The sequence below is a fragment of the Pseudomonas weihenstephanensis genome (assembly GCF_001043055.1).
In the GTDB taxonomy this organism is placed as follows: Bacteria; Pseudomonadota; Gammaproteobacteria; order Pseudomonadales; family Pseudomonadaceae; genus Aquipseudomonas; species Aquipseudomonas weihenstephanensis.
The window spans coordinates 790,298-811,202 of the sequence record NZ_JYLF01000001.1 but is presented as its reverse complement, the minus strand read 5'-3'; the positions used below and the strand labels follow the sequence as shown (position 1 = coordinate 811,202).

At 57.3% G+C, this 20,905-nt stretch carries 22 protein-coding genes; 2 read left to right on the top strand and 20 right to left on the bottom strand.

The genetic code is table 11. The features are described from left to right. Nucleotides 1-36: 36 nt before the first annotated feature. The 7 genes from TU86_RS03910 to TU86_RS03880 all read right to left on the bottom strand — a co-directional run bounded on the left by TU86_RS03910 (nucleotide 37) and on the right by TU86_RS03880 (nucleotide 6,153). Nucleotides 37-504, bottom strand: a complete 468-nt coding sequence (locus tag TU86_RS03910; RefSeq protein ID WP_173426989.1) for a translation initiation factor 2 — start codon at nucleotides 502-504, stop codon at nucleotides 37-39. A gap of 104 nt (nucleotides 505-608) precedes the next feature. Further along, on the bottom strand, nucleotides 609-2,048 hold the full coding sequence (locus tag TU86_RS03905) for an aminotransferase-like domain-containing protein (protein ID WP_048362960.1): 1,440 nt from the start codon (nucleotides 2,046-2,048) through the stop codon (nucleotides 609-611). Nucleotides 2,049-2,336: 288 nt separating this feature from the next. Continuing rightward, a complete protein-coding gene (locus TU86_RS03900) occupies nucleotides 2,337-3,152 on the bottom strand; it encodes an OmpA family protein (RefSeq protein ID WP_048362959.1) in 816 nt (271 codons plus the stop codon). Next, nucleotides 3,149-3,505, bottom strand: a complete 357-nt coding sequence (locus tag TU86_RS03895) for a DUF4398 domain-containing protein (RefSeq protein ID WP_048362958.1) — start codon at nucleotides 3,503-3,505, stop codon at nucleotides 3,149-3,151. The genes TU86_RS03900 and TU86_RS03895 overlap by 4 nt, the downstream gene beginning before the upstream one ends. Before the next feature lie 9 nt (nucleotides 3,506-3,514). Continuing rightward, nucleotides 3,515-4,333, bottom strand: coding sequence for a substrate-binding periplasmic protein (locus TU86_RS03890; protein ID WP_048362957.1), 819 nt, complete (start codon nucleotides 4,331-4,333; stop codon nucleotides 3,515-3,517). 138 nt (nucleotides 4,334-4,471) lie between these two features. Next, nucleotides 4,472-5,401, bottom strand: a complete 930-nt coding sequence (locus TU86_RS03885; protein WP_048362956.1) for an electron transfer flavoprotein subunit alpha/FixB family protein — start codon at nucleotides 5,399-5,401, stop codon at nucleotides 4,472-4,474. 2 nt (nucleotides 5,402-5,403) lie between these two features. After that, complete coding sequence (locus tag TU86_RS03880; RefSeq protein WP_048362955.1) at nucleotides 5,404-6,153, bottom strand: electron transfer flavoprotein subunit beta/FixA family protein; 750 nt, start codon at nucleotides 6,151-6,153, stop codon at nucleotides 5,404-5,406. A 558-nt stretch (nucleotides 6,154-6,711) separates the two neighbouring features. Between TU86_RS03880 and TU86_RS03875 the strand changes: the two genes are divergently transcribed. Continuing rightward, nucleotides 6,712-8,376, top strand: coding sequence for an electron transfer flavoprotein-ubiquinone oxidoreductase (locus TU86_RS03875; RefSeq protein ID WP_048362954.1), 1,665 nt, complete (start codon nucleotides 6,712-6,714; stop codon nucleotides 8,374-8,376). Between the two features lie 126 nt (nucleotides 8,377-8,502). Here the strand turns inward: TU86_RS03875 and TU86_RS03870 are convergent, their stop codons facing one another. Continuing rightward, the gene (locus TU86_RS03870) at nucleotides 8,503-9,396 is read right to left on the bottom strand and encodes an AraC family transcriptional regulator (protein WP_048362953.1); all 894 of its coding nucleotides are present in this window, start codon (nucleotides 9,394-9,396) and stop codon (nucleotides 8,503-8,505) included. 181 nt (nucleotides 9,397-9,577) lie between these two features. Here TU86_RS03870 and TU86_RS03865 point away from each other — a divergent pair, with 181 nt between their 5' ends. Beyond that, nucleotides 9,578-10,642 carry an NAD(P)-dependent alcohol dehydrogenase gene (locus TU86_RS03865; protein ID WP_048362952.1) on the top strand — a complete coding sequence of 355 codons (1,065 nt, stop codon included), beginning with the start codon at nucleotides 9,578-9,580 and terminating at the stop codon, nucleotides 10,640-10,642. Nucleotides 10,643-10,646: 4 nt separating this feature from the next. Here the strand turns inward: TU86_RS03865 and TU86_RS03860 are convergent, their stop codons facing one another. From TU86_RS03860 to fabG, 12 genes are all read right to left on the bottom strand, one after another. Further along, a complete protein-coding gene (locus TU86_RS03860; protein ID WP_048362951.1) occupies nucleotides 10,647-11,216 on the bottom strand; it encodes a DUF1285 domain-containing protein in 570 nt (189 codons plus the stop codon). A gap of 15 nt (nucleotides 11,217-11,231) precedes the next feature. After that, complete coding sequence (locus TU86_RS03855) at nucleotides 11,232-11,837, bottom strand: DUF4823 domain-containing protein (protein ID WP_048363043.1); 606 nt, start codon at nucleotides 11,835-11,837, stop codon at nucleotides 11,232-11,234. Nucleotides 11,838-11,938: 101 nt separating this feature from the next. Beyond that, nucleotides 11,939-12,907: a GTP 3',8-cyclase MoaA gene (locus TU86_RS03850; RefSeq protein ID WP_048362950.1), complete on the bottom strand. Its 969-nt coding sequence runs from the start codon at nucleotides 12,905-12,907 to the stop codon at nucleotides 11,939-11,941. A gap of 123 nt (nucleotides 12,908-13,030) precedes the next feature. Next, entirely contained in the window at nucleotides 13,031-13,672 is a 642-nt protein-coding gene (locus TU86_RS03845) for a TetR/AcrR family transcriptional regulator (protein ID WP_048362949.1), read from the bottom strand. Nucleotides 13,673-14,011: 339 nt separating this feature from the next. Beyond that, nucleotides 14,012-14,797 (bottom strand): TatD family hydrolase, encoded by a 786-nt coding sequence (locus tag TU86_RS03840; RefSeq protein WP_048362948.1) that lies wholly within the window; start codon nucleotides 14,795-14,797, stop codon nucleotides 14,012-14,014. A 32-nt stretch (nucleotides 14,798-14,829) separates the two neighbouring features. After that, a complete protein-coding gene (locus TU86_RS03835; protein WP_048362947.1) occupies nucleotides 14,830-15,816 on the bottom strand; it encodes a DNA polymerase III subunit delta' in 987 nt (328 codons plus the stop codon). Then, nucleotides 15,809-16,441, bottom strand: a complete 633-nt coding sequence (gene tmk / locus TU86_RS03830; RefSeq protein ID WP_048363042.1) for a dTMP kinase — start codon at nucleotides 16,439-16,441, stop codon at nucleotides 15,809-15,811. Before tmk ends, TU86_RS03835 begins: the two co-directional genes overlap by 8 nt. 22 nt (nucleotides 16,442-16,463) lie before the next feature. Beyond that, entirely contained in the window at nucleotides 16,464-17,555 is a 1,092-nt protein-coding gene (gene mltG / locus TU86_RS03825; protein ID WP_048362946.1) for an endolytic transglycosylase MltG, read from the bottom strand. Between the two features lie 3 nt (nucleotides 17,556-17,558). After that, complete coding sequence (gene pabC, locus TU86_RS03820) at nucleotides 17,559-18,377, bottom strand: aminodeoxychorismate lyase (RefSeq protein ID WP_048362945.1); 819 nt, start codon at nucleotides 18,375-18,377, stop codon at nucleotides 17,559-17,561. Next, nucleotides 18,377-19,621: a beta-ketoacyl-ACP synthase II gene (gene fabF, locus TU86_RS03815; protein WP_048362944.1), complete on the bottom strand. Its 1,245-nt coding sequence runs from the start codon at nucleotides 19,619-19,621 to the stop codon at nucleotides 18,377-18,379. Before fabF ends, pabC begins: the two co-directional genes overlap by 1 nt. A gap of 111 nt (nucleotides 19,622-19,732) precedes the next feature. Next, nucleotides 19,733-19,969, bottom strand: coding sequence for an acyl carrier protein (gene acpP, locus TU86_RS03810; RefSeq protein ID WP_048362943.1), 237 nt, complete (start codon nucleotides 19,967-19,969; stop codon nucleotides 19,733-19,735). A 191-nt stretch (nucleotides 19,970-20,160) separates the two neighbouring features. Continuing rightward, nucleotides 20,161-20,904 carry a 3-oxoacyl-ACP reductase FabG gene (gene fabG / locus TU86_RS03805; RefSeq protein ID WP_048362942.1) on the bottom strand — a complete coding sequence of 248 codons (744 nt, stop codon included), beginning with the start codon at nucleotides 20,902-20,904 and terminating at the stop codon, nucleotides 20,161-20,163. Nucleotide 20,905 lies beyond the last annotated feature (1 nt).

Below are 20,905 nucleotides of genomic sequence, written 5' to 3'. Positions count from 1 at the left end.
AGTCAGTTTAGAAGCCTGCTTTGGCGCATGAGGCACTTATTGCTTGAACTCGAAATCCAGGGCCGCGCCTTCAATCTGTCGGTCACGGGCTTCGTTACGCAATTGCAGTTCCATCTCATTGCTCAACAGACGACCGTTTAATTGAAACGGGCTGTCTTCTGCGGGTTTTTCACCGAACAGATTGGGCAACAAGGGTTTGTGCTTGGGCATCGGCATAGTGCCAATCGGCTGAAGTTGCTTGACCATTTCAGGAGGCAGGCTCAAGTCAAGCTTGGCGCTGGGCAAGCGTTTTTTTGCGATCTCACGCGCCGACTTTGATTTGCTCGCAACAGGTGCACGCTTTTTTGCGAGTGCCTTTTGAGCACTGGCAGCTGGCTTTTCAGGCGACTCGACGGTCTTGGTGTTGGTTGTCTGGGCCTGTGACTGCACCGCTGCCACATCGACAGCCGCAAAGGCAGTTAACACGCCGATCAACAGTATCACCACGCTAAATGTCGCTTTCATAACTCCCACAGCGTTAACGGTTCAAGTGCATATGCTGGCGCTTTAGACCTCGTGTGACAAGTCACATGTAGGCACATCGCCATGTCCGATTGCCGCATGCGGGCTCAATAGAGGCTTGTCGCCTCCTGACAGAGTTGGCTGGCAAGCATCCCCAAGGTCATCAGGGCGCGCTCCGCTTCCCGGTTCCAGGGCGTACCGCAATTGAGCCGTATGCAATGATTAAATTGCTCGGTATTACTGAAAATCAACCCCGGCGCGATGCTGATCCCTTGCTGCAACGCCCGCACATGCAGCTCTTGGGTGTTAACCCGGCCTGGCAAACTGACCCACAGTATAAACCCACCACTGGGACGCGACATCTGCGTGCCCTCGGGGAAATACTGTTGGACCGCCAACTGAAATGCGCTGAGGTTTTTCCGGTACTCCTGCCGGATATGCCTCAAATGGCGGTCATACCCGCCATTTTCAAGGTAGGCCGCAACACCCATCTGCGTCACGCTGCACGCTGAATGGGTAGTAAACGTCTGCAAGCGCTGGATCTCTTGCTGAAACTTACCCGCGATCATCCAGCCAATCCGTACACCGGGCGAAAGAGTCTTGGAAAAACTTGAACAGTAAATTACTCGATCCAGCCGGTCATAGGCCTTGAGCGCCTTGGTACGGCCGACTTCGAACATCAACTCGCCATAAATATCGTCTTCAACGATCTGGATATCGAAATCGGAAGCCAGGCGCAGTAACTGCTTCTGCCGCTCCTCGGGCATGGTGCCGCCCAGCGGATTACTCAGGCGCGTGGTCAACACCAACGCTTTGATCGACCATTGATTGGCCGCCAATTGCAGGGCTTCCAGGCTCATACCGGTGGCAGGATCACTGGGAATCTCGATCACCTTCAAGCCCAGTAAATCCGCCAGTTGCAACAACCCGTAATAGGTAGGCGACTCGGCTGCAATCAGGTCACCGGGGCGCGTGAGGGTGCGCAGCGACATTTGCAGTGCATCGACGCAGCCATGAGTAATGATCACTTCTGAAGGATCGACCACCACCCCGGCATCACGCATGCGAATTGCCACTTGCCGACGCAACGGCTCAAAGCCTGGGCTGAACATGTAACTGAACGCGCGAGGGCTATGGAAGCGCGTAACTTTGGCCAACTGCTGGTGCAGGGCGCGTACGGGTAAATAGTCGACACTGGGCACCGCAGCGCCCAGAGGAAACACCCCTTCGCGGCGCGATTCGACCAACACCTGTTGAATGATACTGCTGCGTGTAACCAAACCTGGGCGCTCAACGCGGGCGATATCGGGGGTTGGCGCGGTCAGTGCCGGGGTTTGGTGGACGTAATACCCCGACTGTGGCCGGGCGCGAATCAGCCCTTGATCTTCAAGGTTGGCGTAGGCTTGCAAAACTGTGGCATGGCTGACATTGAGCTGCGAACTCATCTTACGCACCGAAGGCACACGCTCGCCGGGCTGATAAACGCCACGCCGAATATCCTCAGCCAACTGCTGAGCGATACGTTGATAAAGCAAAAGGTTGGTCATGGCGCAGCACTCAATGTTCAGGCGTTTTTTTTGTTGTGTAGAACAATACCGGAACAGTTTAGAAGTGTACGGGCACAGTTGTCATCCATCTAAGCCGTACAGTGCTCAACGGGGTGAAACTGTATGGGTACAGAGTGGCAACAGATTTACGCAGACCTAAACCTGTAGTCGCTGACGAGTAATGCGAGGCTGCGACCGGGCGCGCAGCGCTCGCACAGCAATTCAACACGGTGCTCGCTTCGCAATCGAACGTCGCTTTCGCCAGCAGGTTACGCAGACCTCAGGGTGTTAGCGGGCAGCGCCCAACTGACCTTTTTCGTCAGAGAACACAATCTCAACGCGACGATTCTGCGCCCGACCACGCTCAGTGGCATTCACATCCACCGGGTATTCATCGCCATAGCCTTCAACCTGAATGCGTTTTTCGTCGATGCCCAGGTCAATCAACACATCAGCCACGGCTTGTGCCCGATCACGCGCCAGTTTGAGGTTGTCATCCTTGCCGCCCGTGCTATCGGTATAGCCCTCGATACGCACCACGCGCTTGGGGTTCAGCTGTAGAAATTGCACCAGCTTGAGGACCGTACGGTTGGCGGAGTTTTTCAAGTCAGCCTCACCCGTATCGAACAACACATCCCCCAGGGTCATGACCAACCCCCGATCTGTCTCGTTGGTCGTCAGGCTCAGGATTTGCTCTTCCAGCCATTGCCCTTGCTGCTGAACGCTTAACAACTTGGCTTCGCGCAGGGCCAATTGCAAGCGCTGACGCTCCAGTTCGAGCTTGGCCGCACGCTCTTCGTTGAGCACTTGCTGCGTGTGTTCGCGCGCGATCTCGCTATAGCGCTGACTCAAATACGCGTAATGGGCCACATCTTCGCCACTGCCCCAGTAACTGGACAAGCGCTCAGCGCGGGCTAACGATTCACCAGCACGGATGACATCCTTGGGAGCAATGCGCAACACATTGGTGTCTTCTTTGACCACCTGAAAATCGCTGGCGGCCTGTTGCAAGGCCTGGTCACTGTTGTGGTGCCCGGCGCAACCGGCCAGGCTGACGCTGGCGAGCAACACGCTCGCGCTGATCATGACGGACTTAAGGCTCATTGGTCCTCCGCCAGTTGCTTGCGCAAGCGTGTAATTCGGGTGTTCAACACGTTCAATTGCTCCTGGCTCTTTTGGGTCAGCACGCGCGCTTCGGCCAATCGCGCATCCAGCTCGGCTTGTTCAGCCTGCATGCGCGCATCTTTGTAAGACGCTTCAGCCATTTCGGCCAATGCCTCGGCCAGCTTGTCTTCGGCTTGTTTGAGCTCGGTGACATCATCAGCACTGGCACCCACTGCTTTGGCTTGCTCCAAGGCTTGCTCAGTCAAACGAATTTGTTCATTCGGCGCAGGATCAGCTGCACAGCCCGCCAAAGCCAGAACGGCCAGGGCAGCGAAAAGAGGTCGAATTGTCACTGGGTATTCCTACTGTTTTGGGGCGCTGACCGGCTGTTTCAGCTGAGCTTTCCACCGTTCCAGGTTGCGTTGCACTGCGGCCTCGGTCAGGCCAGAGGCGGGCAATTCTGTCATCTTTTGCGCGAGCTGTCCGCGCAACCACGGTTCATTGCAAGCGGAGTCATGGGAAATCGCCACAAACAGTCCCGGCTGATCGACTGGCTGATCGTGTGCCCGCACGTCATCGGTGATGCCCAACGTTTGAGACGTAGCCAGGCCCGCATAACGCCCCGCCAGCACGTATTCGACGTCACCCAGCAACAACGCCTGGAACGCTTGCGCCAAGCTCGAGCGACGCTCCAGCGTAAGCTGACGTTGCGCAAAGGCATCAAACGCCTCTGTGAGGCGAGCTTTATCGGAGAGTGCGCCTTTATGCCCATGCAGATCGGCAGGCGTGTCATAAGCGAGGGCTGACCCCTTGAGCGTCCACACCAAGTAGTCGTTACGCACCAGCGGGGGGTGAATGTAATCTTGCGCCGTCAGGCCGGCCAACGTCAGCGGCGCATCCAGCAGCATGTCCATGCGCCCGGTGCGCACTTCGTTTTGTGCTTCTGCACGCTTGCCGCCATACACCACTTCAATGTTGATACCGAGGTCTTGCGCCACGTGTTGCAGCAGGTCAGCACTGGCGCCAATCAAATGTGCAGGATCAGCAGGGTCGCGCCACAGATAGGGAGGAGCATCCGGGCTGCCGGTCACGATCAGGCGCTCGCACTTTCCGGCCGCCTGCGACAACACTGGCAAAAACACCAAACCCAGCAACCACCTGCTTACTTGCCGCACACCCATACCTCACACCCCGAAAATCCGATTCAGACACACAAAAAAGCCCGACCATACGACCATGAAAAATCAGCTGAAACACTCGGTGTTTCGCCTTTCTCCACGGCCCGAATGGTCGGGCTCTTTATAAGTGAAGCGGCTGGATTAAACCAGCTTCTCCAACTCCGGCACAGCTTCGAACAAGTCCGCGACCAGGCCGTAATCAGCCACCTGGAAGATCGGTGCTTCTTCATCCTTGTTGATCGCAACGATCACTTTGGAGTCTTTCATACCGGCCAAGTGCTGGATCGCGCCAGAAATACCCACAGCGATGTACAGCTGTGGCGCAACGATTTTACCGGTCTGACCGACCTGCATGTCGTTGGGTACAAAACCTGCGTCGACTGCGGCACGGGAAGCGCCAACAGCAGCACCCAACTTGTCAGCCAGTGCGTACAGGTGTTTGAAGTTGTCACCGTTCTGCATGCCACGACCGCCCGACACGACGATTTTGGCAGCGGTCAGCTCAGGGCGGTCCGACTTGGCCAGCTCTTCACCTACAAACGAGGAGGTGCCTGCATCATGAACAGCGCCAACTGCTTCAACCGAAGCCGAACCACCGTCAGCAGCAACCGGATCGAAACCGGTAGCACGCACGGTGATCACTTTGATCGGTGCAGTGGACTGCACGGTGGCAATGGCGTTACCGGCATAGATCGGACGCTTGAATGTATCCGCGCTTTCGACCGATACGATCTCGGAGATCTGATCAACGTCCAGCTGCGCAGCCACACGCGGCAGGATGTTTTTACCGTTAGAGGTAGCGGCCGCCAGGATGTGGCTGTAGCCAGCGCCTAGCTCAGCGACCAGCGGGGCAACGTTTTCTGGCAACTGGTGCGCGTAAGCCGCGTTATCAGCAACCAGCACTTTGGCCACGCCAGCAATTTTGGCAGCGGCTTCAGCGATTGCGCCAATGCCCTGGCCTGCAACCAGAACATGAATGTCACCGCCGATTTTGGCAGCGGCGGCAACGGTGTTCAGCGTGGCCGGAGCCAGTACTTTGCCGTCGTGTTCGGCGATTACGAGGATAGTCATGATCAGATCACCTTCGCTTCGTTTTTCAGTTTCTCGACCAGTTCAGCCACCGACTTGACCTTGATACCCGCGCTGCGAGCAGCCGGCGCTTCAACTTTCAAGGTTTTGTTGGTCGAAGCGGTCGAAACGCCCAACGCTTCAGGCGTCAGCACTTCAAGCGGCTTCTTCTTGGCCTTCATGATGTTTGGCAGGGACGCATAACGCGGCTCGTTCAAACGCAGGTCGGTGGTGATGATGGCCGGCAAGCTCAGCGAAACTGTTTGCGCGCCGCCGTCAACTTCACGGGTCACGGCAACCTTGTCACCCGCCACTTCAACCTTGGACGCGAATGTGCCCTGACCATACCCGGTCAGCGCAGCCAGCATCTGGCCCGTCTGGTTGTTGTCGCTGTCGATGGCCTGTTTGCCCAGGATCACCAACTGAGGCTGCTCCTTGTCCACGACTGCCTTGAGCAGCTTGGCCACGGCCAGCGAAGTCAGGTCTTCGGCGGATTCGACGAGGATGGCGCGATCTGCACCCAGTGCCAGCGCGGTCCGCAGCTGTTCCTGAGCCGTGGTCGGGCCGATGGAGACGACGATGATTTCAGTCGCCACGCCTTTCTCTTTCAGGCGTACGGCTTCTTCCACTGCGATTTCGCAGAAAGGATTCATCGACATCTTGACGTTGGCGAGGTCAACGCCGGAGTTGTCCGCTTTGACGCGTACTTTAACGTTGTAATCGACCACTCGTTTGACAGCTACAAGAACCTTCATGGATTCCTCGTTACTCTCCGGTGAAAAGAAAGTCGCCTAGGCGAACCTGGCGGTTGAAGCTCATCAGCACAAGGGCACCTCCAAAGATCGTTGCTGTGCCCTTCTTATATAAAGAATGACGAATGCCAAATACTTCCCGTGCGACCGTCTGTCAGGTGTGACTCACGAGTCATCCACCAAAAGGACGTGTAAACTTCGCTCAAAAAATAGCGGGCTCCTACAGGCTCATGCCTGTGCCCTGTCTTTAGAGGTGCTCTTGAAACCGACAATCAGCCTACGGCGAGCGCAAAACCGCCCGTATCTTGACCGGAACGCCTTTTGCGGTCAATACAGCAAATCGGTCACTTTTGAGCCTCTCGACTTTGATTTGTCTGGGTTCCAGCAGATTCAAACAAACGTTTGTATTGGACCCTGACAGTGGTGTAGATATAATGCCCGGCCATAGAGAGAGCGGCGCCTCATCCATTGCATCTTCAGCCAGCAGGCGAGGAAATAATGGATGGAACGCCAAACCTCCAATTAGAAAAATACCGTTGAGCCTTGAGTAGGAGATAGCCTGTGGAACGCGAATACATGGAATTCGACGTGGTCATCGTCGGCGCCGGCCCTGCCGGTTTGTCCGCCGCCTGCCGTTTAAAGCAGAAGGCCGCCGAAGCCGGTAAAGAAATCAGCGTCTGCGTGGTTGAAAAAGGCTCCGAAGTCGGTGCTCACATTCTGTCCGGTGCCGTATTTGAACCACGCGCCCTGAACGAATTGTTCCCGGACTGGAAAGCACTGGGCGCTCCGCTCAATACCCCAGTCACCCGCGACGACATCTATGTACTGCGCAGCGAAGCCACCGCGACCAAGGTGCCGGATCTGTTTGTGCCTAAAACCATGCACAACGAAGGCAATTACATCATCTCGCTCGGTAACCTGTGCCGTTGGCTGGCGCAGCAGGCCGAGAACTTGGGCGTGGAAATCTACCCAGGTTTCGCGGCTCAAGAAGTTCTGTTTGACGAAAACAACGTGGTTCGCGGGATCATCACCGGTGATCTGGGCGTTGACCGCGAAGGCAATCCTAAAGAAGGCCTGTACACCCCTGGCATGGAGTTGCGCGGCAAATACACCCTGTTCGCCGAAGGCTGCCGCGGTCACCTGGGCAAACAGCTGATCGAGCGCTTCAACCTCGACAGCGAGGCCGACAGCCAGCACTACGGCATCGGCCTGAAGGAAATCTGGGAAATCGACCCGGCCAAACACCAACCCGGCCTGGTGGTTCACACCGCTGGTTGGCCACTGGACATCATTAGCAGCGAAAACACTGGCGGTTCTTTCCTGTATCACCTGGAAAACAACCAAGTGGTGGTGGGCCTGATCGTTGACTTGTCCTATAGCAATACCTTCCTGTCGCCGTTCGATGAGTTCCAGCGCCTCAAACACCACCCGGTGCTCAAGCAATACCTTGAAGGCGGCAAACGCATCAGTTACGGCGCGCGCGCCCTGGCCAAAGGCGGCCTGAACTCGCTGCCAAAAATGGTGTTCAACGGTGGCGCCCTGATCGGTTGCGACTTGGGCACCATGAACGTGGCCAAGATCAAAGGCAGTCACACGGCGATGAAGTCCGGCATGCTTGCCGCCGAGGCGGTGGCAGACTCGCTGCTCGCAGACTCCGAAGGCGGCGATGCACTCAACACCTACGTTGAAGCCTTCAAAGCCAGCTGGTTGTTCGACGAGCTGTTTGCAAGCCGAAATTTCGGCCCGGCGATGCACAAGTTTGGCCCGATCATGGGCGCAGGCTTCAACTGGATGGATCAAAACATCTTCGGCGGCAAACTGCCGTTCACCCTGCACGACACGAAGCCAGATTACGCCTGCCTGAAACTGGCCAAAGACTGCAAGAAGATCGACTACCCGAAACCCGATGGCAAGTTGAGCTTCGACAAACTCAGCTCGGTGTTTCTCTCCAGCACCAACCACGAAGAAGAGCAGCCTTGTCACCTCAAGCTGCGCGACGCAAGCATTCCGATCAGCGTGAACCTGCCGCTCTACGACGAGCCGGCGCAACGTTACTGCCCGGCAGGTGTGTATGAAGTGATCACGCAGGAAAGCGGTGAAAAGCGCTTCCAGATCAATGCGCAAAACTGCGTGCACTGCAAAACGTGCGACATCAAAGACCCGTCACAAAACATCACCTGGGTCACCCCGGAAGGCGCTGGCGGCCCGACGTACCCGAACATGTAAGCCCGACTCGTTTAGTCGCTGACAAGGCAGGGGCTGCAAAGCGGCCCCGCTTTATTGATCGAAGGCCCTGCAGTTCTTATCGCAGCCTCGTGCCTGGTCATCGACTACACAACGGTTGTAAGGCCCTCAGCACCCTGCCCCCTCATGCCCGGGACTGCGTTCAAAGTAGCGCTTGTACTCACGACTGAATTGCGAGGCGCTCTGATAGCCCACGCGTTCGGCCACCTGCGCCACACCCAGCCTTTCACTCAACAACAACTGCTGCGCCCGCAACAAACGCAAACGTTTGAGATATTGCACCGGCGACAGCAAAGTGCTGCGTTTGAAATGCTCATGGAAGGTGGACGTGCTCATGTTGGCGCACCGTGCCAGCGTGTCGACATTCAACGGCTCGGCAAAGTGCTCATGCAAATGACTGAGCGAGGCGGCAACCCGGGCGAACTGGCCCTGCTGCTCAACCAGTGCCCGCAACACCCCGGCCTGCGGCCCACGCAGTGCCGCGAAAAGAACTTCGCGCAAGCGCGCTTTACCCATGATCCGGCACTCCAGCGGGTCATGCAGGCAACGTAGCAAACGCTCAACCGCTTGGCGCATTTCGTCATCCAACACCGCCGAGGTCATGGATTCCGGCGTTTGCGCCACGGCGCTACGGTCCGGGTCCAGCCCCATCGCCAGCACCAGCTCCCCCAGCACAGCCCGATCAATACTGATCGCCACCCCCAGCAGTGGCAACGTTTCAGAGGCAAAGGTTTCACACTCAAACGGCACCGACAGCGCCTGCACAAGGTAATGGCCTGCGCCATATTCCAGGGTGCGCTGACCGAGATAGGCCAACTTACTGCCTTGCGCGATGACCATCAGGCTAGGCTCATAAATCTGCGGCATGCGCGCCACAGCCCGACACGCCGACACCACGCGCACTTCAGGCAATAAAGTCGATACAAAACCGGTTTGCGAGGCCAGCGGCTCGATCAACGAGACCAGCGTGGCGTTCTCATCGCGATGGCGAGTCAAAAACATGAAGACAACTTCACAGGAGGAATAGACAGGCGCATCTTCGCAGAATTGGCCACCAAAACCACCTCCAGCCCGACACGCCGGAGGAATAGGCATAACAGGCGGAGGAATTGTCATAGTCCTGCAAGACTGGCGAGCGCAAAATGACCTCCTTGTTCACCGTCAACGTTTCGCGAGGCCTTCCATGTCCAACGTCACTTACAACGCCATCGGCTATGCCGCTCAAACCACCTCGGCCCCCTTGGCCCCGATGCAGTTTAACCGCCGCGCCCCGCGCCCGGACGACGTCGCCATTGAGGTGTTGTACTGCGGCGTGTGCCACTCCGATATCCACCAAGTGCACAACGATTGGGGCTTTGCGGTTTACCCGGTCATGCCAGGCCACGAAATCGTGGGCAAAGTCACCACCGTCGGTAGCGACGTCACTCAATACAAAGTGGGCGATATGGTCGGCGTAGGCTGCATGGTCGATTCGTGCCGCGAATGTTCGGCCTGTAAAGAAGATTTGGAGCAGTACTGCCTGGAAGGCTTCACCCAGACCTACGGCTCACCGGACCGTATTGACGGCACCACTACAATGGGCGGCTACTCGGACAGCATCGTGGTGCGCGAAGCCTTCGTAGTGCGCATTCCGGAAAACCTCGATCCGGCCAGTGCAGCCCCGCTGCTGTGCGCCGGCATCACCACTTACTCGCCGCTGCAACACTACGGTGTTGAGCCGGGCGACAAAGTGGGCGTGCTGGGCATGGGTGGCTTGGGCCACATGGGGATCAAGTTTGCCAAGGCCATGGGCGCAGAAGTGACCTTGTTCACACGCTCCGCCGCCAAAGCTGAAGAAGCGCGCCGTCAAGGTGCCGATCACGTGATCGTGTCCACCGACGCCGAGCAAATGAAAGCCGCCGCTGGCAGCTTCGATTTCTTGCTCGACACCATTCCGGTGCAACACGACCTGAACCCCTACCTCGAAACCCTGCGTTTTGACGGCGTGCACATTCTGGTTGGCTTGATCGAACCGGTTGAACCGGCTGTGGATGCGTTCAACCTGGTGTTCAAGCGTCGCGTGCTGGCCGGCTCGCTCATCGGCGGTATCGCTGAAACTCAAGAAATGCTGGATTTCAGCGCCGCGAATGGCATCACCTGTGACATCGAAATGCTCGACATCAAAAACATCAACCAAGCGTTTGAACGCGTGCAGAAAGGTGATGTGAAATACCGCTTCGTGATTGATATGAAAACGCTGAAAGCCTAAGCGTTTAGCCCGCCGGGGCGGGAGCAATGGGGAAGAACTCCCCGTTGCTCCACACGCCCAGCCAAGGCTGGCCATCAATGACCAGCGTCTGCGCCATCTCGACCAACGGGTAAAACACATTGCGATGGATCAACGCCTCAAGGTTGCGTCGTACCCGCACGTAAGGCGAAGGCTCTTGAGTGACAGGATCAATCACCACCCGCAACGGGTGTTCACGATCCAATTCAAACTGCTCATCCACGTTCGTGGTGAAGCGCAACACCTGCTGCTCACCCACCCCTTCGACCTCAAGGGTAACCGCCACAAAGGGCGCGTCATCGACTTTGATCCCGACCTTTTCCACCGGTGTTATCAGAAAGTAATCGTCACCCTCACGGAGAATGATGGTTGAGAACAGCTTGACCATCGGCTTGCGCCCAATCGGCGTTCCCATGTAATACCAAGTACCATCACGGGCGATGCGCATGTCGATGTCGCCGCAAAATGCGGTGTCCCACAAGTGAACCGGCGGCAAACCTTTGCCGGGCTTGGGGATTTGCGCCAACAGGCCACTGACGTCCACCGGCTCGCTCATACTGCCCTCCTGAATTTATTGATCGCTCAAGCCTATCAAGCTGCGCGCGTACTTAGCCAGCGGCGGGCCAATCAGGTCGGCAGGCTTGTTGTCATGAAACGTCAGCAAACCGCCACGGCTGCGAATGGTGGCCGTGTCGATCAAGTATTGGGTGCTGGTCTCGATCAACATCACCTGAATCACACCACTGTCGATACCCAAACGGCTGATTTCTTCCTGGTCCAGCCACTCGTCACTGTTGCCAATGCGGTCATCGGCACGGGCAAATCGGGTGTAGAGCAAATAGTGCGCGCCAAAACCCCGGGCTTCAGTCATCGCTTCGTCCAATCCCAGCGGTGCCTTGGCACGACGCACCATCGGGAAGTATTCGATAAAACCACTGTAGGCTTCTTCTGCCACAACGTTGGGCCGCACGTAAGGGTCGCCGATGGGCTTAAACGGGCCTTGAGCAATGTAAATGAAGGAGTCGGGCTGGATGCGCAGCGAATTGCTGCGACGCGTGTTGCTGTGGTCGAGCAAACCGGCGTCACTCATTTGATAGCGCGCGCCTTCGCCCAGGTCGCTGACCTTCATGCAACCACCCAGCGCCAAAAAAGCCAGCAACACAAACAGACTACGCATCACGATCTCCCGATGGCCGGTGACAAAAAACCGGCGAATAGCCGCGTAATGCAGTTTGCGCGCCAGTTTGAGCCGAAGCTGAACATCGCAGGACACACACATCAACCACCAATGATTTTCATCACCGTGGCCCCCCCCGAAAAGGCGACGTCCTGCTTGTCACCCAAGGCTTTCATCAACAAACCTTGCAACGCCGGCAACGCTTCGTGCCGGGGCTTGTTGAGCAAATCCCCGACGTAATGACGATTACTCGACGATAAACACCCGTGCAACCAGCCGGTCGATGAAAGGCGCAACCGCGAACACGTCCGACAAAACGGGACACTCTCGTTGGCAATCACACCGAAATACCCCCGGCCCGGGATCTGATAGCGCACGGCCGTGGCATCAATCGGCGCATCGGCTTGCAGGTAGTCGTGCCGCTCGCCAATCAGCTCAAGCAATTGCTGCAAGCTCACAAACTGATGCAAAAACGCATTGCCATCGCTGGCCAGATGGCCCATGCGCATCAGTTCGATAAAGCGCAGTTCGAACCCTCGCTCAAGGCAGTACTCCAACAGCGGCAGGACCTGATCCAGGTTCTGACCCCGCAAGGGCACCATATTGACCTTGATCTTCATCCCCGCCTCGCTGGCGTGTTGCAGGCCATTGAGCACGGTCGCCAAATCGCCGCCGCGGGCAATGCTGCGAAAAGCGTCGGGGTTGAGGGTGTCGAGGGACACATTGAGGCGGCGTATGCCCGCGTCCAGCAGCAACGGTAATTTGCGCGTGAGCAATTGGCCATTGGTGGTCAGGCTGATATCACTCAGGCCCAACTGCCCGACTTCGCGCATGAAGGTTTCCAGCTTGGGACTGACCAACGGCTCGCCGCCGGTAATACGTAAACGCTCAATTCCGGCCGCTTCAATCAGATACGCCACGCCACGCGCCATTACTTGAGCTGACAACTCATCCTGCGCCGCCACTAATCGCTTGCCGTTCGGCACGCAGTAGGTGCAGGCATAGTTGCAAGCGGAGGTCAGACTAATGCGCAAGTTGCGAAATTGTCTGCCTTGGCGGTCAACAATCATGGATGACTCCGGCACGAGGGAAGTAGGACGCCCCAAAACCTGACTCATGTATCAGGTTTTGGCAAGACCTACACCTGAGTATAGGCGGCACGGCAAAGCGCCATGCGCGGTGAACCGACGGCGTTACTCGACAGCCGGGGTGTCTGTATCGCGCTTGCGCTTGTTACCCATGCGCACACCGATGTCCATCAGGAACTGGAAAAAACCTTCCTGATCTTCCAGGACATTGCTCCAGAACGGCGAGTGGTACAGCGCCACCGCGCCGTGAACCAGCGCCCAGGCAGCGCAGTAGTGGAAATAAGGCGGTACGTCTTCGAGCTTGCCTTCGCTGATCCGACCTTTGATCAGGAGCGTGAGGCGCTCAAAATTCGACGCACGGATTTTATGCAGCTCTTCGATCAACTCAGGCACCTGATTACCTTTGACCACCTTCTCTTCAAGGCGATCAAACAACCGATAACGCTGAGGGTCACGCATGCGAAATTCAAAGTAGGCGCGCGACAGCGCTTCTTTGTCTTTATCCACATCGGCGGAATGCAGCAGCTCGTTCAAATCACGCTCATAGTCGAGCATCAGGCGCAGATAGATCTCGGCCTTGGACTTGAAATGCTTGTAGATCGTGCCTTTACCGATGCCGACGGCATCCGCAATCATCTCGACGGTGACGCTGTCTTCACCCTGTTCGAGGAACAGTTTGAGCGCGGTATCGAGAATTTCTTGCTCGCGGCGACGAAACTCACGGACCTTACGGGGTTCTTTGTGCATAAGAAAAGGTCTGTAGGGGTCAAAATCGAAGCCCGGTATTATGCCTAAGTCACGCTAAATTGCACGGATCATCCTGCCTATCGATGTCTGCGGATGAATAATGCCCAGCACAATGCGTACTCAAACGAATCACGGGTATTCCAAATCTGTTTAAAAAATGATCAATGCCGACTGGACGCCCTACAAAGCTGACCAATACTTAGGGTGTCGGCGTGACATACCCCCCAAATGCTTCGCCGATAAGGGTCACAACGGAGTGTGCGCCTTTGTTTTACTCCTAATGGTCTTAACCCGGATTCCCCCAGAGCCCGGGTTTTTTTTGTCTTTTTTGCCGACGGGTCAGTGTTGGACCCGCGCCAGCGGGAACAGGCGCTGGAAGTTTTCGGTGGTCTGCTCGGCAAAACGCTCGTAGGACTCACCGCGCAACATGGCCAGAAACTCTGCCACTTCACGTACGTACTGCGGCAGGTTGGGCTTGCCCCGGTAAGGAATCGGCGCCAGGTACGGCGAGTCAGTCTCCACCAGCAAACGATCGGCCGGCACTTGGCGCGCCACGTCTCGCAGGGCGTCGGCGTTGCGGAACGTCACGATGCCGGAAAGCGAAATGTAAAAACCCAGGTCCAGCGCCGCCTTGGCCATATCCCAGTCTTCGGTAAAACAATGCAACACACCGGCCTGCGGCAATGCGGCTTCGCGCAGCAGCGCCAGGGTGTCTGCACGTGCGCCACGGGTATGCACCACGACCGGTTTGCCGGTTTGCTGCGCGGCTTGCAAGTGAACGCGAAACGACAACTGCTGCAACTCGGCCGCTTCAGGTTCGTAGTGATAATCCAGGCCGGTTTCGCCAATCGCCACCACCTGCGGGTGATTCAGCTCGCTCAGCAGCCAGTCCAATGCCGGAGCGGCGCCCGGTTGCACGTCCAGCGGGTGCACGCCCACCGAACAGTCCACATCGCTATAACGCTCGGTCAGGGCTTTGACATCGGCCGCGTTGTCAGCGCTGACGCCAATGCACAGAAAATGCCCCACCCCGCGATCACGCGCCGCTTGCAGGGCGGCGTCCAGCGAACCGTCGTGGGCACTCAGATCAAGGCGATCAAGATGGCAGTGGGAGTCAACGAGCATGGAAAATCACCTGCTTAAAAATGTGAATCAACTCAGCGCTGGCCGGGCAGGCTTGCCCATTGCACCAATAACGCTTCAAGCAACAGCACTCGGTTGAGGTTGGCCTTGCTCAACACCTTTTGACGCTGGGCCAGAATCCAGTCCTGAATGTTCAGGACTTTTTCCTGCGGCGTTTTTTGCGCCAGGTACTGCACGACTTTGCGCATGTCTTCAAGGCCCAGGCCGGCTTCGTCCTGAGTCAGTTGATAGCGCAAGATCAGGCTCGACCAGTCACAGAACCAATCAAACAGCAATAAAAGGGGAATCGCGTTCCAGCTTTCTGCCAATTGAGTGGCCGAGATCTGCTGCTTGAGCAGCTTTTTAACCCCTTCCACTACGCCAGCCCGCTGCTCTCGCACACCCTGTGCGTGCAACTTGACTGCGGCCAATGGCGAACCGGCCGCCAGGGTCAATAACTCCACCCGCTCATCAGCACTGCAATCGGGCAAGGTTTTAGCCAGCCACGCCAGGCTCAGCGTTTCGTTCGGCAGCGGGCACGCCTGCTGCACACAACGACTGCGGATGGTCGGCAACAAACGGCTGGACTGGTGACTGACCAACAGCAATACCGTATCGCCCGACGGCTCTTCCAGGCTTTTGAGCAATGCGTTGGCCGCGTTGATATTCATCGCCTCCACCGGCTCGACCAACACCACCTTGCGCCCGCCCAACTGAGCGGTTTGCACCACAAAACTCACCAGATCACGCACTTGGTCGACCTTGATCGCCTTGTCCGCTTCTTCGGGTTCCAGAATGTAGTTGTCCGGATGACTGCCCGCCGCCAACAGCAGGCAAGACTTGCAGGTACCGCAGGCCTCAAGCCCGGCAGGTTGTCTGCACAGCAGGCGGGCCATCAGGCGCTCGGCTAGGGCGCGCTTGCCGATCCCGGCAGGCCCGTGCAGCAGATAGGCGTGCGCATGGTGTGCGCGCCCGGCCATTTGCTGCCAGAGGCCGTCTTGCCACGGATAGGCTTCAGCCACGGTACAGACCCAGCACTTGCGGCATCAACGCGTCCAGCTGCGCCTGAACGTGCTCAAGGCTTTGCGCCGCGTCAATCAAACGGTAACGCTGCGGGGCGGCTTCAGCGCGCTGCAGATAGGTACTGCGCACGGCATCAAAAAAGGTCCGGCCTTCTTGCTCGAAGCGATCCAGGCGGCCCCGCGCACTGGCGCGCGCCATGCCAACCTCGATAGGCAAATCGAATACCAGCGTCAAGTCGGGACGCAGGTGACCCTGTACAAATGACTCAAGGGTCGCGATGCGCTCTTTCGATAAGCCGCGGCCACCGCCTTGGTACGCGTAGGTGGCGTCGGTAAAGCGATCACACAGCACCACGGCGCCACGCTCCAGCGCCGGGCGGATCACCTCGGCCAAGTGCTGCGCGCGGGCGGCAAACACCAACAACAACTCGGTGTCTGCGCACATGGCATCGTCGCTCGGTGCCAACAACAGCTCACGAATGCGCTCAGCCAGCGGCGTGCCGCCCGGTTCACGGGTCAGCACCACATCAATACCTTCAGCCCGCAAGCGCGCGGCCAGGTATTCGCGGTTGGTGGTTTTGCCCGCGCCTTCGGGGCCTTCCAACGTAATAAACAAGCCAGTCACAGGCAGCAGTCCTTTATCAGTGTCATTGCGCGCTTTGCGGTTGGGCTTCGCCGGGCGACGGGGAAACAGGGGCGACGGCATCCGGCGCAGGGCTTGAACGGTAATCGGCACGGCGTTTGATCTGGAATTCACGGACGGCGCTGTTATGCGCGTCCAGATCATCAGAGAACGTGTGGCTGCCATCACCCTTGGCCACAAAATACAAACTGCTGCCGCTGACCGGATGCAAAGCGGCATGAATGGCTTCACGGCCTACCATGGCAATCGGTGTCGGTGGCAAACCGGGAATCGTGTAGGTGTTGTAAGGCGTCGGTTCGCGCAAGTGGGCGCGGGTGAGCTTGCCGTTGTACCGCTCGCCCAAACCGTAAATCACGGTGGGATCGGTCTGTAATGGCATGCCGATCTTCATACGGCGCACAAACACCCCGGCAATCTGCCCACGCTCATGCGGCACACCGGTTTCTTTTTCTACCAGCGAGGCCATGATCAGCGCTTGATAAGGGTCTGCGTAGGGCAGGTCCGGGGCGCGCTGCGCCCATTCTTCAGCCAACACCTTATGCAAACGGTCATAGGCCTTTTCAAGCAACTGCGCATCGCTCATGCCACGCACAAAGCGATAGGTGTCGGGGAAGAACCGCCCTTCCGGGAACTCACCCGGATGACCGAGCTTGGCCATCACCTCACTGTCACTCAGGCCGTCGAGGGTCTGCTCGATTTTCTCGTGCTTGGCCAACGCGCTGCGCACTTGTCGAAAATTCCAGCCTTCGACCAGCGTCAGGCTGTATTGCACCACCTCTCCACGCTGCCAAAGGCCGATCAGGTCCTGGGCTGTCATGCCGGGCGTCATGCGGTATTCGCCGCTGTGCAGCGGTTGCTCCGCCAGATTGAAGCGCCAATACACGCGCAACCAAAAGGCGTCTTGCAGCGTGTCGTCTGCCTCAAGGCGATTGAACATACCGGTTGGGGTCGCGCCCGCCGGTACATCAAGCAGTTGTTCTTGCGTGAGGCTTAGCGGCTGCTCGAGCGCCGAATTGAGTTTCCAGGCGCTGGCGCCCAACACCAGGCCCGCCAACACCAGACCGGTCTCCAGCAGCAACAAGAATTTACGTTTCACGAATCAAACATCCAATAGGGTGCGGGCAATGCTTTGCAGTTTACGGGTGAGTGGCCCCACCGGCCAGCTCAGACCAGCAACACCCCGTACAGGCCAAATGCCGTACACGCTGTTGCAGACAAAGAGTTCATCCGCCTGTTGAAGCTGCTCAACGCTGATATCAGTGACATGACACGGGATCGCCAGGCGCTCGGCCTCGCTCAGTAATGCAGCACGCATCACACCCGCCACCCCACAGCGTTGCAGGTCGGCGGTGATCAACACCCCGTCACGCACTAAAAACAGGTTACTGAACACGCCCTCGATCACGCGTCCCGAGGTGTCACGCATCAAGCCTTCGGCGTAAGTCGGGTCTTGCCATTCCGAACGGGCAATGACTTGCTCCAACCGATTGAGATGCTTAAGTCCCGCCAGCAGCGGTTGCTCAGCCAATCGCGTGGTGCAGTCAAATAACTGAACACCTTCAAGGGCGTGCGCTAGGGGATAAGCCGGCGCAGGGCTGGCTTGCAGAATTCTGCGAGGCTGAGCCTCGGGGCACGCGGCATAACCGCGCAGGCTGTCGCCGCGGGTCAGGATGAGCTTGAGAACGCCCTCGCCCATCGCCTGTGCATACGCCAGCACTTCACTGCGAATCAGTGACTGATCCGCAGTAATCGCCAGTCGTGAGCAGCCCCGCACCAGGCGCTGCATGTGCAGCTCCAGCAACACCGGCCGCCCGGCCTTGACGGCGACGGTCTCAAACAGACCGTCGCCGTAGGCCAGCCCACGGTCCTTGAGCGACGATAAACCGTGCGCTGTCAGACCGTCGACCCAGCTGTGCATCACTCGGCGAACCGGCGGAAAACCAGTGAGCCGTTGGTGCCGCCAAACCCGAACGAATTGGACAGTACGACATCGATCGGCATTTCACGCGGCGTGTGCGGCACGAAGTCCAGATCGCAGCCTTCATCAGGCTCGTCCAGGTTGATGGTCGGCGGGGCAATCTGACTGTTAATCGCCAGCACGCTGAAAATTGCCTCAACCGCGCCAGCAGCACCCAACAAGTGCCCGGTCATCGATTTGGTCGAACTGACCGCCAAGTTGTAGGCGTGATCACCGAACACCGACTTGATCGCCGACACTTCCGCCAGGTCACCGGCAGGCGTCGACGTACCGTGGGCATTGATGTACTGCACTTGATCGATGTTCACCCTGGCATCACGCAAGGCATTGGTGATGCAGCGTGCAGCGCCTGCGCCATCCGCCGGGGGCGAGGTCATGTGATACGCGTCGCCGCTCATCCCGAAGCCAATCAGCTCGGCATAGATCGTCGCGCCACGCGCCTTGGCGTGTTCAAGCTCTTCAAGCACCAGTGCACCGGCGCCATCAGACAGCACGAAGCCATCACGGCCTTTGTCCCAGGGACGGCTGGCACGCGTCGGGTCATCGTTGCGGGTCGATAGCGCACGCGAGGCACCAAAGCCGCCCATGCCCAAACCGCATGCGGCCATTTCAGCACCGCCGGCAATCATCACATCGGCTTCGCCGTAGGCAATGTTGCGCGCCGCCATACCGATGCAATGCGTACCCGTGGTACACGCTGTCGAAATGGCGTAGTTAGGTCCCTGTGTACCCAAGTGGATAGACAGAAAACCGGAAATCATATTGATGATCGAGCCAGGCACAAAAAACGGAGAAATCCGTCGCGGGCCTTGTTCGTGCAAGGTACGGCTGGTTTCTTCGATATTGGTCAATCCCCCAATACCCGACCCCATTGCCACACCAATACGCTCACGATTGGCATCCGTGACTTCCAGGCCAGCATTTCGTATTGCCTGAAAACCAGCTGCCAAACCGTATTGAATAAACAGGTCAAGTTTTCGGGCTTCTTTGACGGAGAGGTAATCCTCAACGTTAAAGCCCTGTACCGAGCCGCCAAAACGGGTGGAATAGGCAGAAAGATCCGTGTGTTCGATCAGACCAATGCCACTTCGGCCTGCCAGAATGCCTTGCCAGGTGCTCGGAACATCCGCACCCAGTGGCGACAACATCCCCATACCGGTGACTACGACGCGTCTACGCGACACAGCACTCTCCTTTATTCTATTGACGACACTTTGCATCAAGCCTAAAGAAAAAACCGCACGCCATAGTGGCAGTGCGGTTTTTCCATGACAGCATGTAACGATTACAAACTATTACGCCTGGTGGGCAGTAACGTAATCGATAGCAGCTTGTACAGTAGTGATCTTTTCAGCTTCTTCATCAGGAATTTCGGTCTCGAATTCCTCTTCCAGAGCCATCACAAGCTCAACAGTGTCAAGGGAGTCGGCACCCAGGTCTTCAACGAAGGAAGCAGCGTTGGTCACTTCTTCTTCTTTAACGCCCAGTTGCTCGGCAACGATTTTCTTGACGCGTTCTTCGATGGTGCTCATACCTTGTTTTCACTCCTAATGGACAAATTCAGGCAGCTGGCCAGTGGGCAAGTGTATCGAAAGACTTTTCAGTTTTTCAACTGAAAGCTTTGCACCTACCCCGCTACAACCGGCTGCCTATAAAAAGATTGCAGCTTTATAACGGATTTTAGACAGCTCGTATGACATTTTTTTGCAGCAATCCGTCACATTTAACTCATGTACATCCCGCCGTTGACCGGAATTGTAGCCCCAGTCACGTAAGCTGCACCGTCCGAAGCCAGGAAAGCGACCACGTTCGCGATCTCTTGAGCCTGACCCAAACGACCCAGCGGAATCTGCGTCTGCAAGGCTTCACGCTGTGCTTGCGGCAACTCGCGGGTCATGTCGGTATCGATAAACCCAGGAGCCACCGAGTTGACAGTGATTGAGCGCGAACCCACTTCACGCGCCAGAGCACGGCTGAAACCTTCGAGGCCGGCCTTGGCGGCGGCATAGTTTACTTGGCCTGCGTTGCCCATGGCACCCACAACAGAGCCAATGTTGATAATTCGTCCCCAACGCGCCTTGGTCATGCCGCGCAAAACACCCTTGGAGAGGCGAAACAGACTGTTCAAGTTGGTATCGATAACATCATGCCATTCGTCGTCTTTCATGCGCATCATCAGGTTATCGCGGGTGATGCCAGCATTATTGACCAGGATCGCCGGCGCGCCGAACTGCTCCTGAATGCTGTTCAGCACGGCGGCAACGGAATCTGCATCCGTGACATTGAGTTCCATGCCCGTGCCCTGAACGCCGTTTTCTTTCAGCGTGGCAGCAATGCGCTCAGCACCCGAAGCAGTGGTGGCAGTGCCAATGACAATGGCGCCCTGACGACCCAACTCCAATGCGATCGCCTGGCCAATGCCACGGCTAGCGCCCGTTACCAGTGCAACTTTACCTTGCAAGCTCATG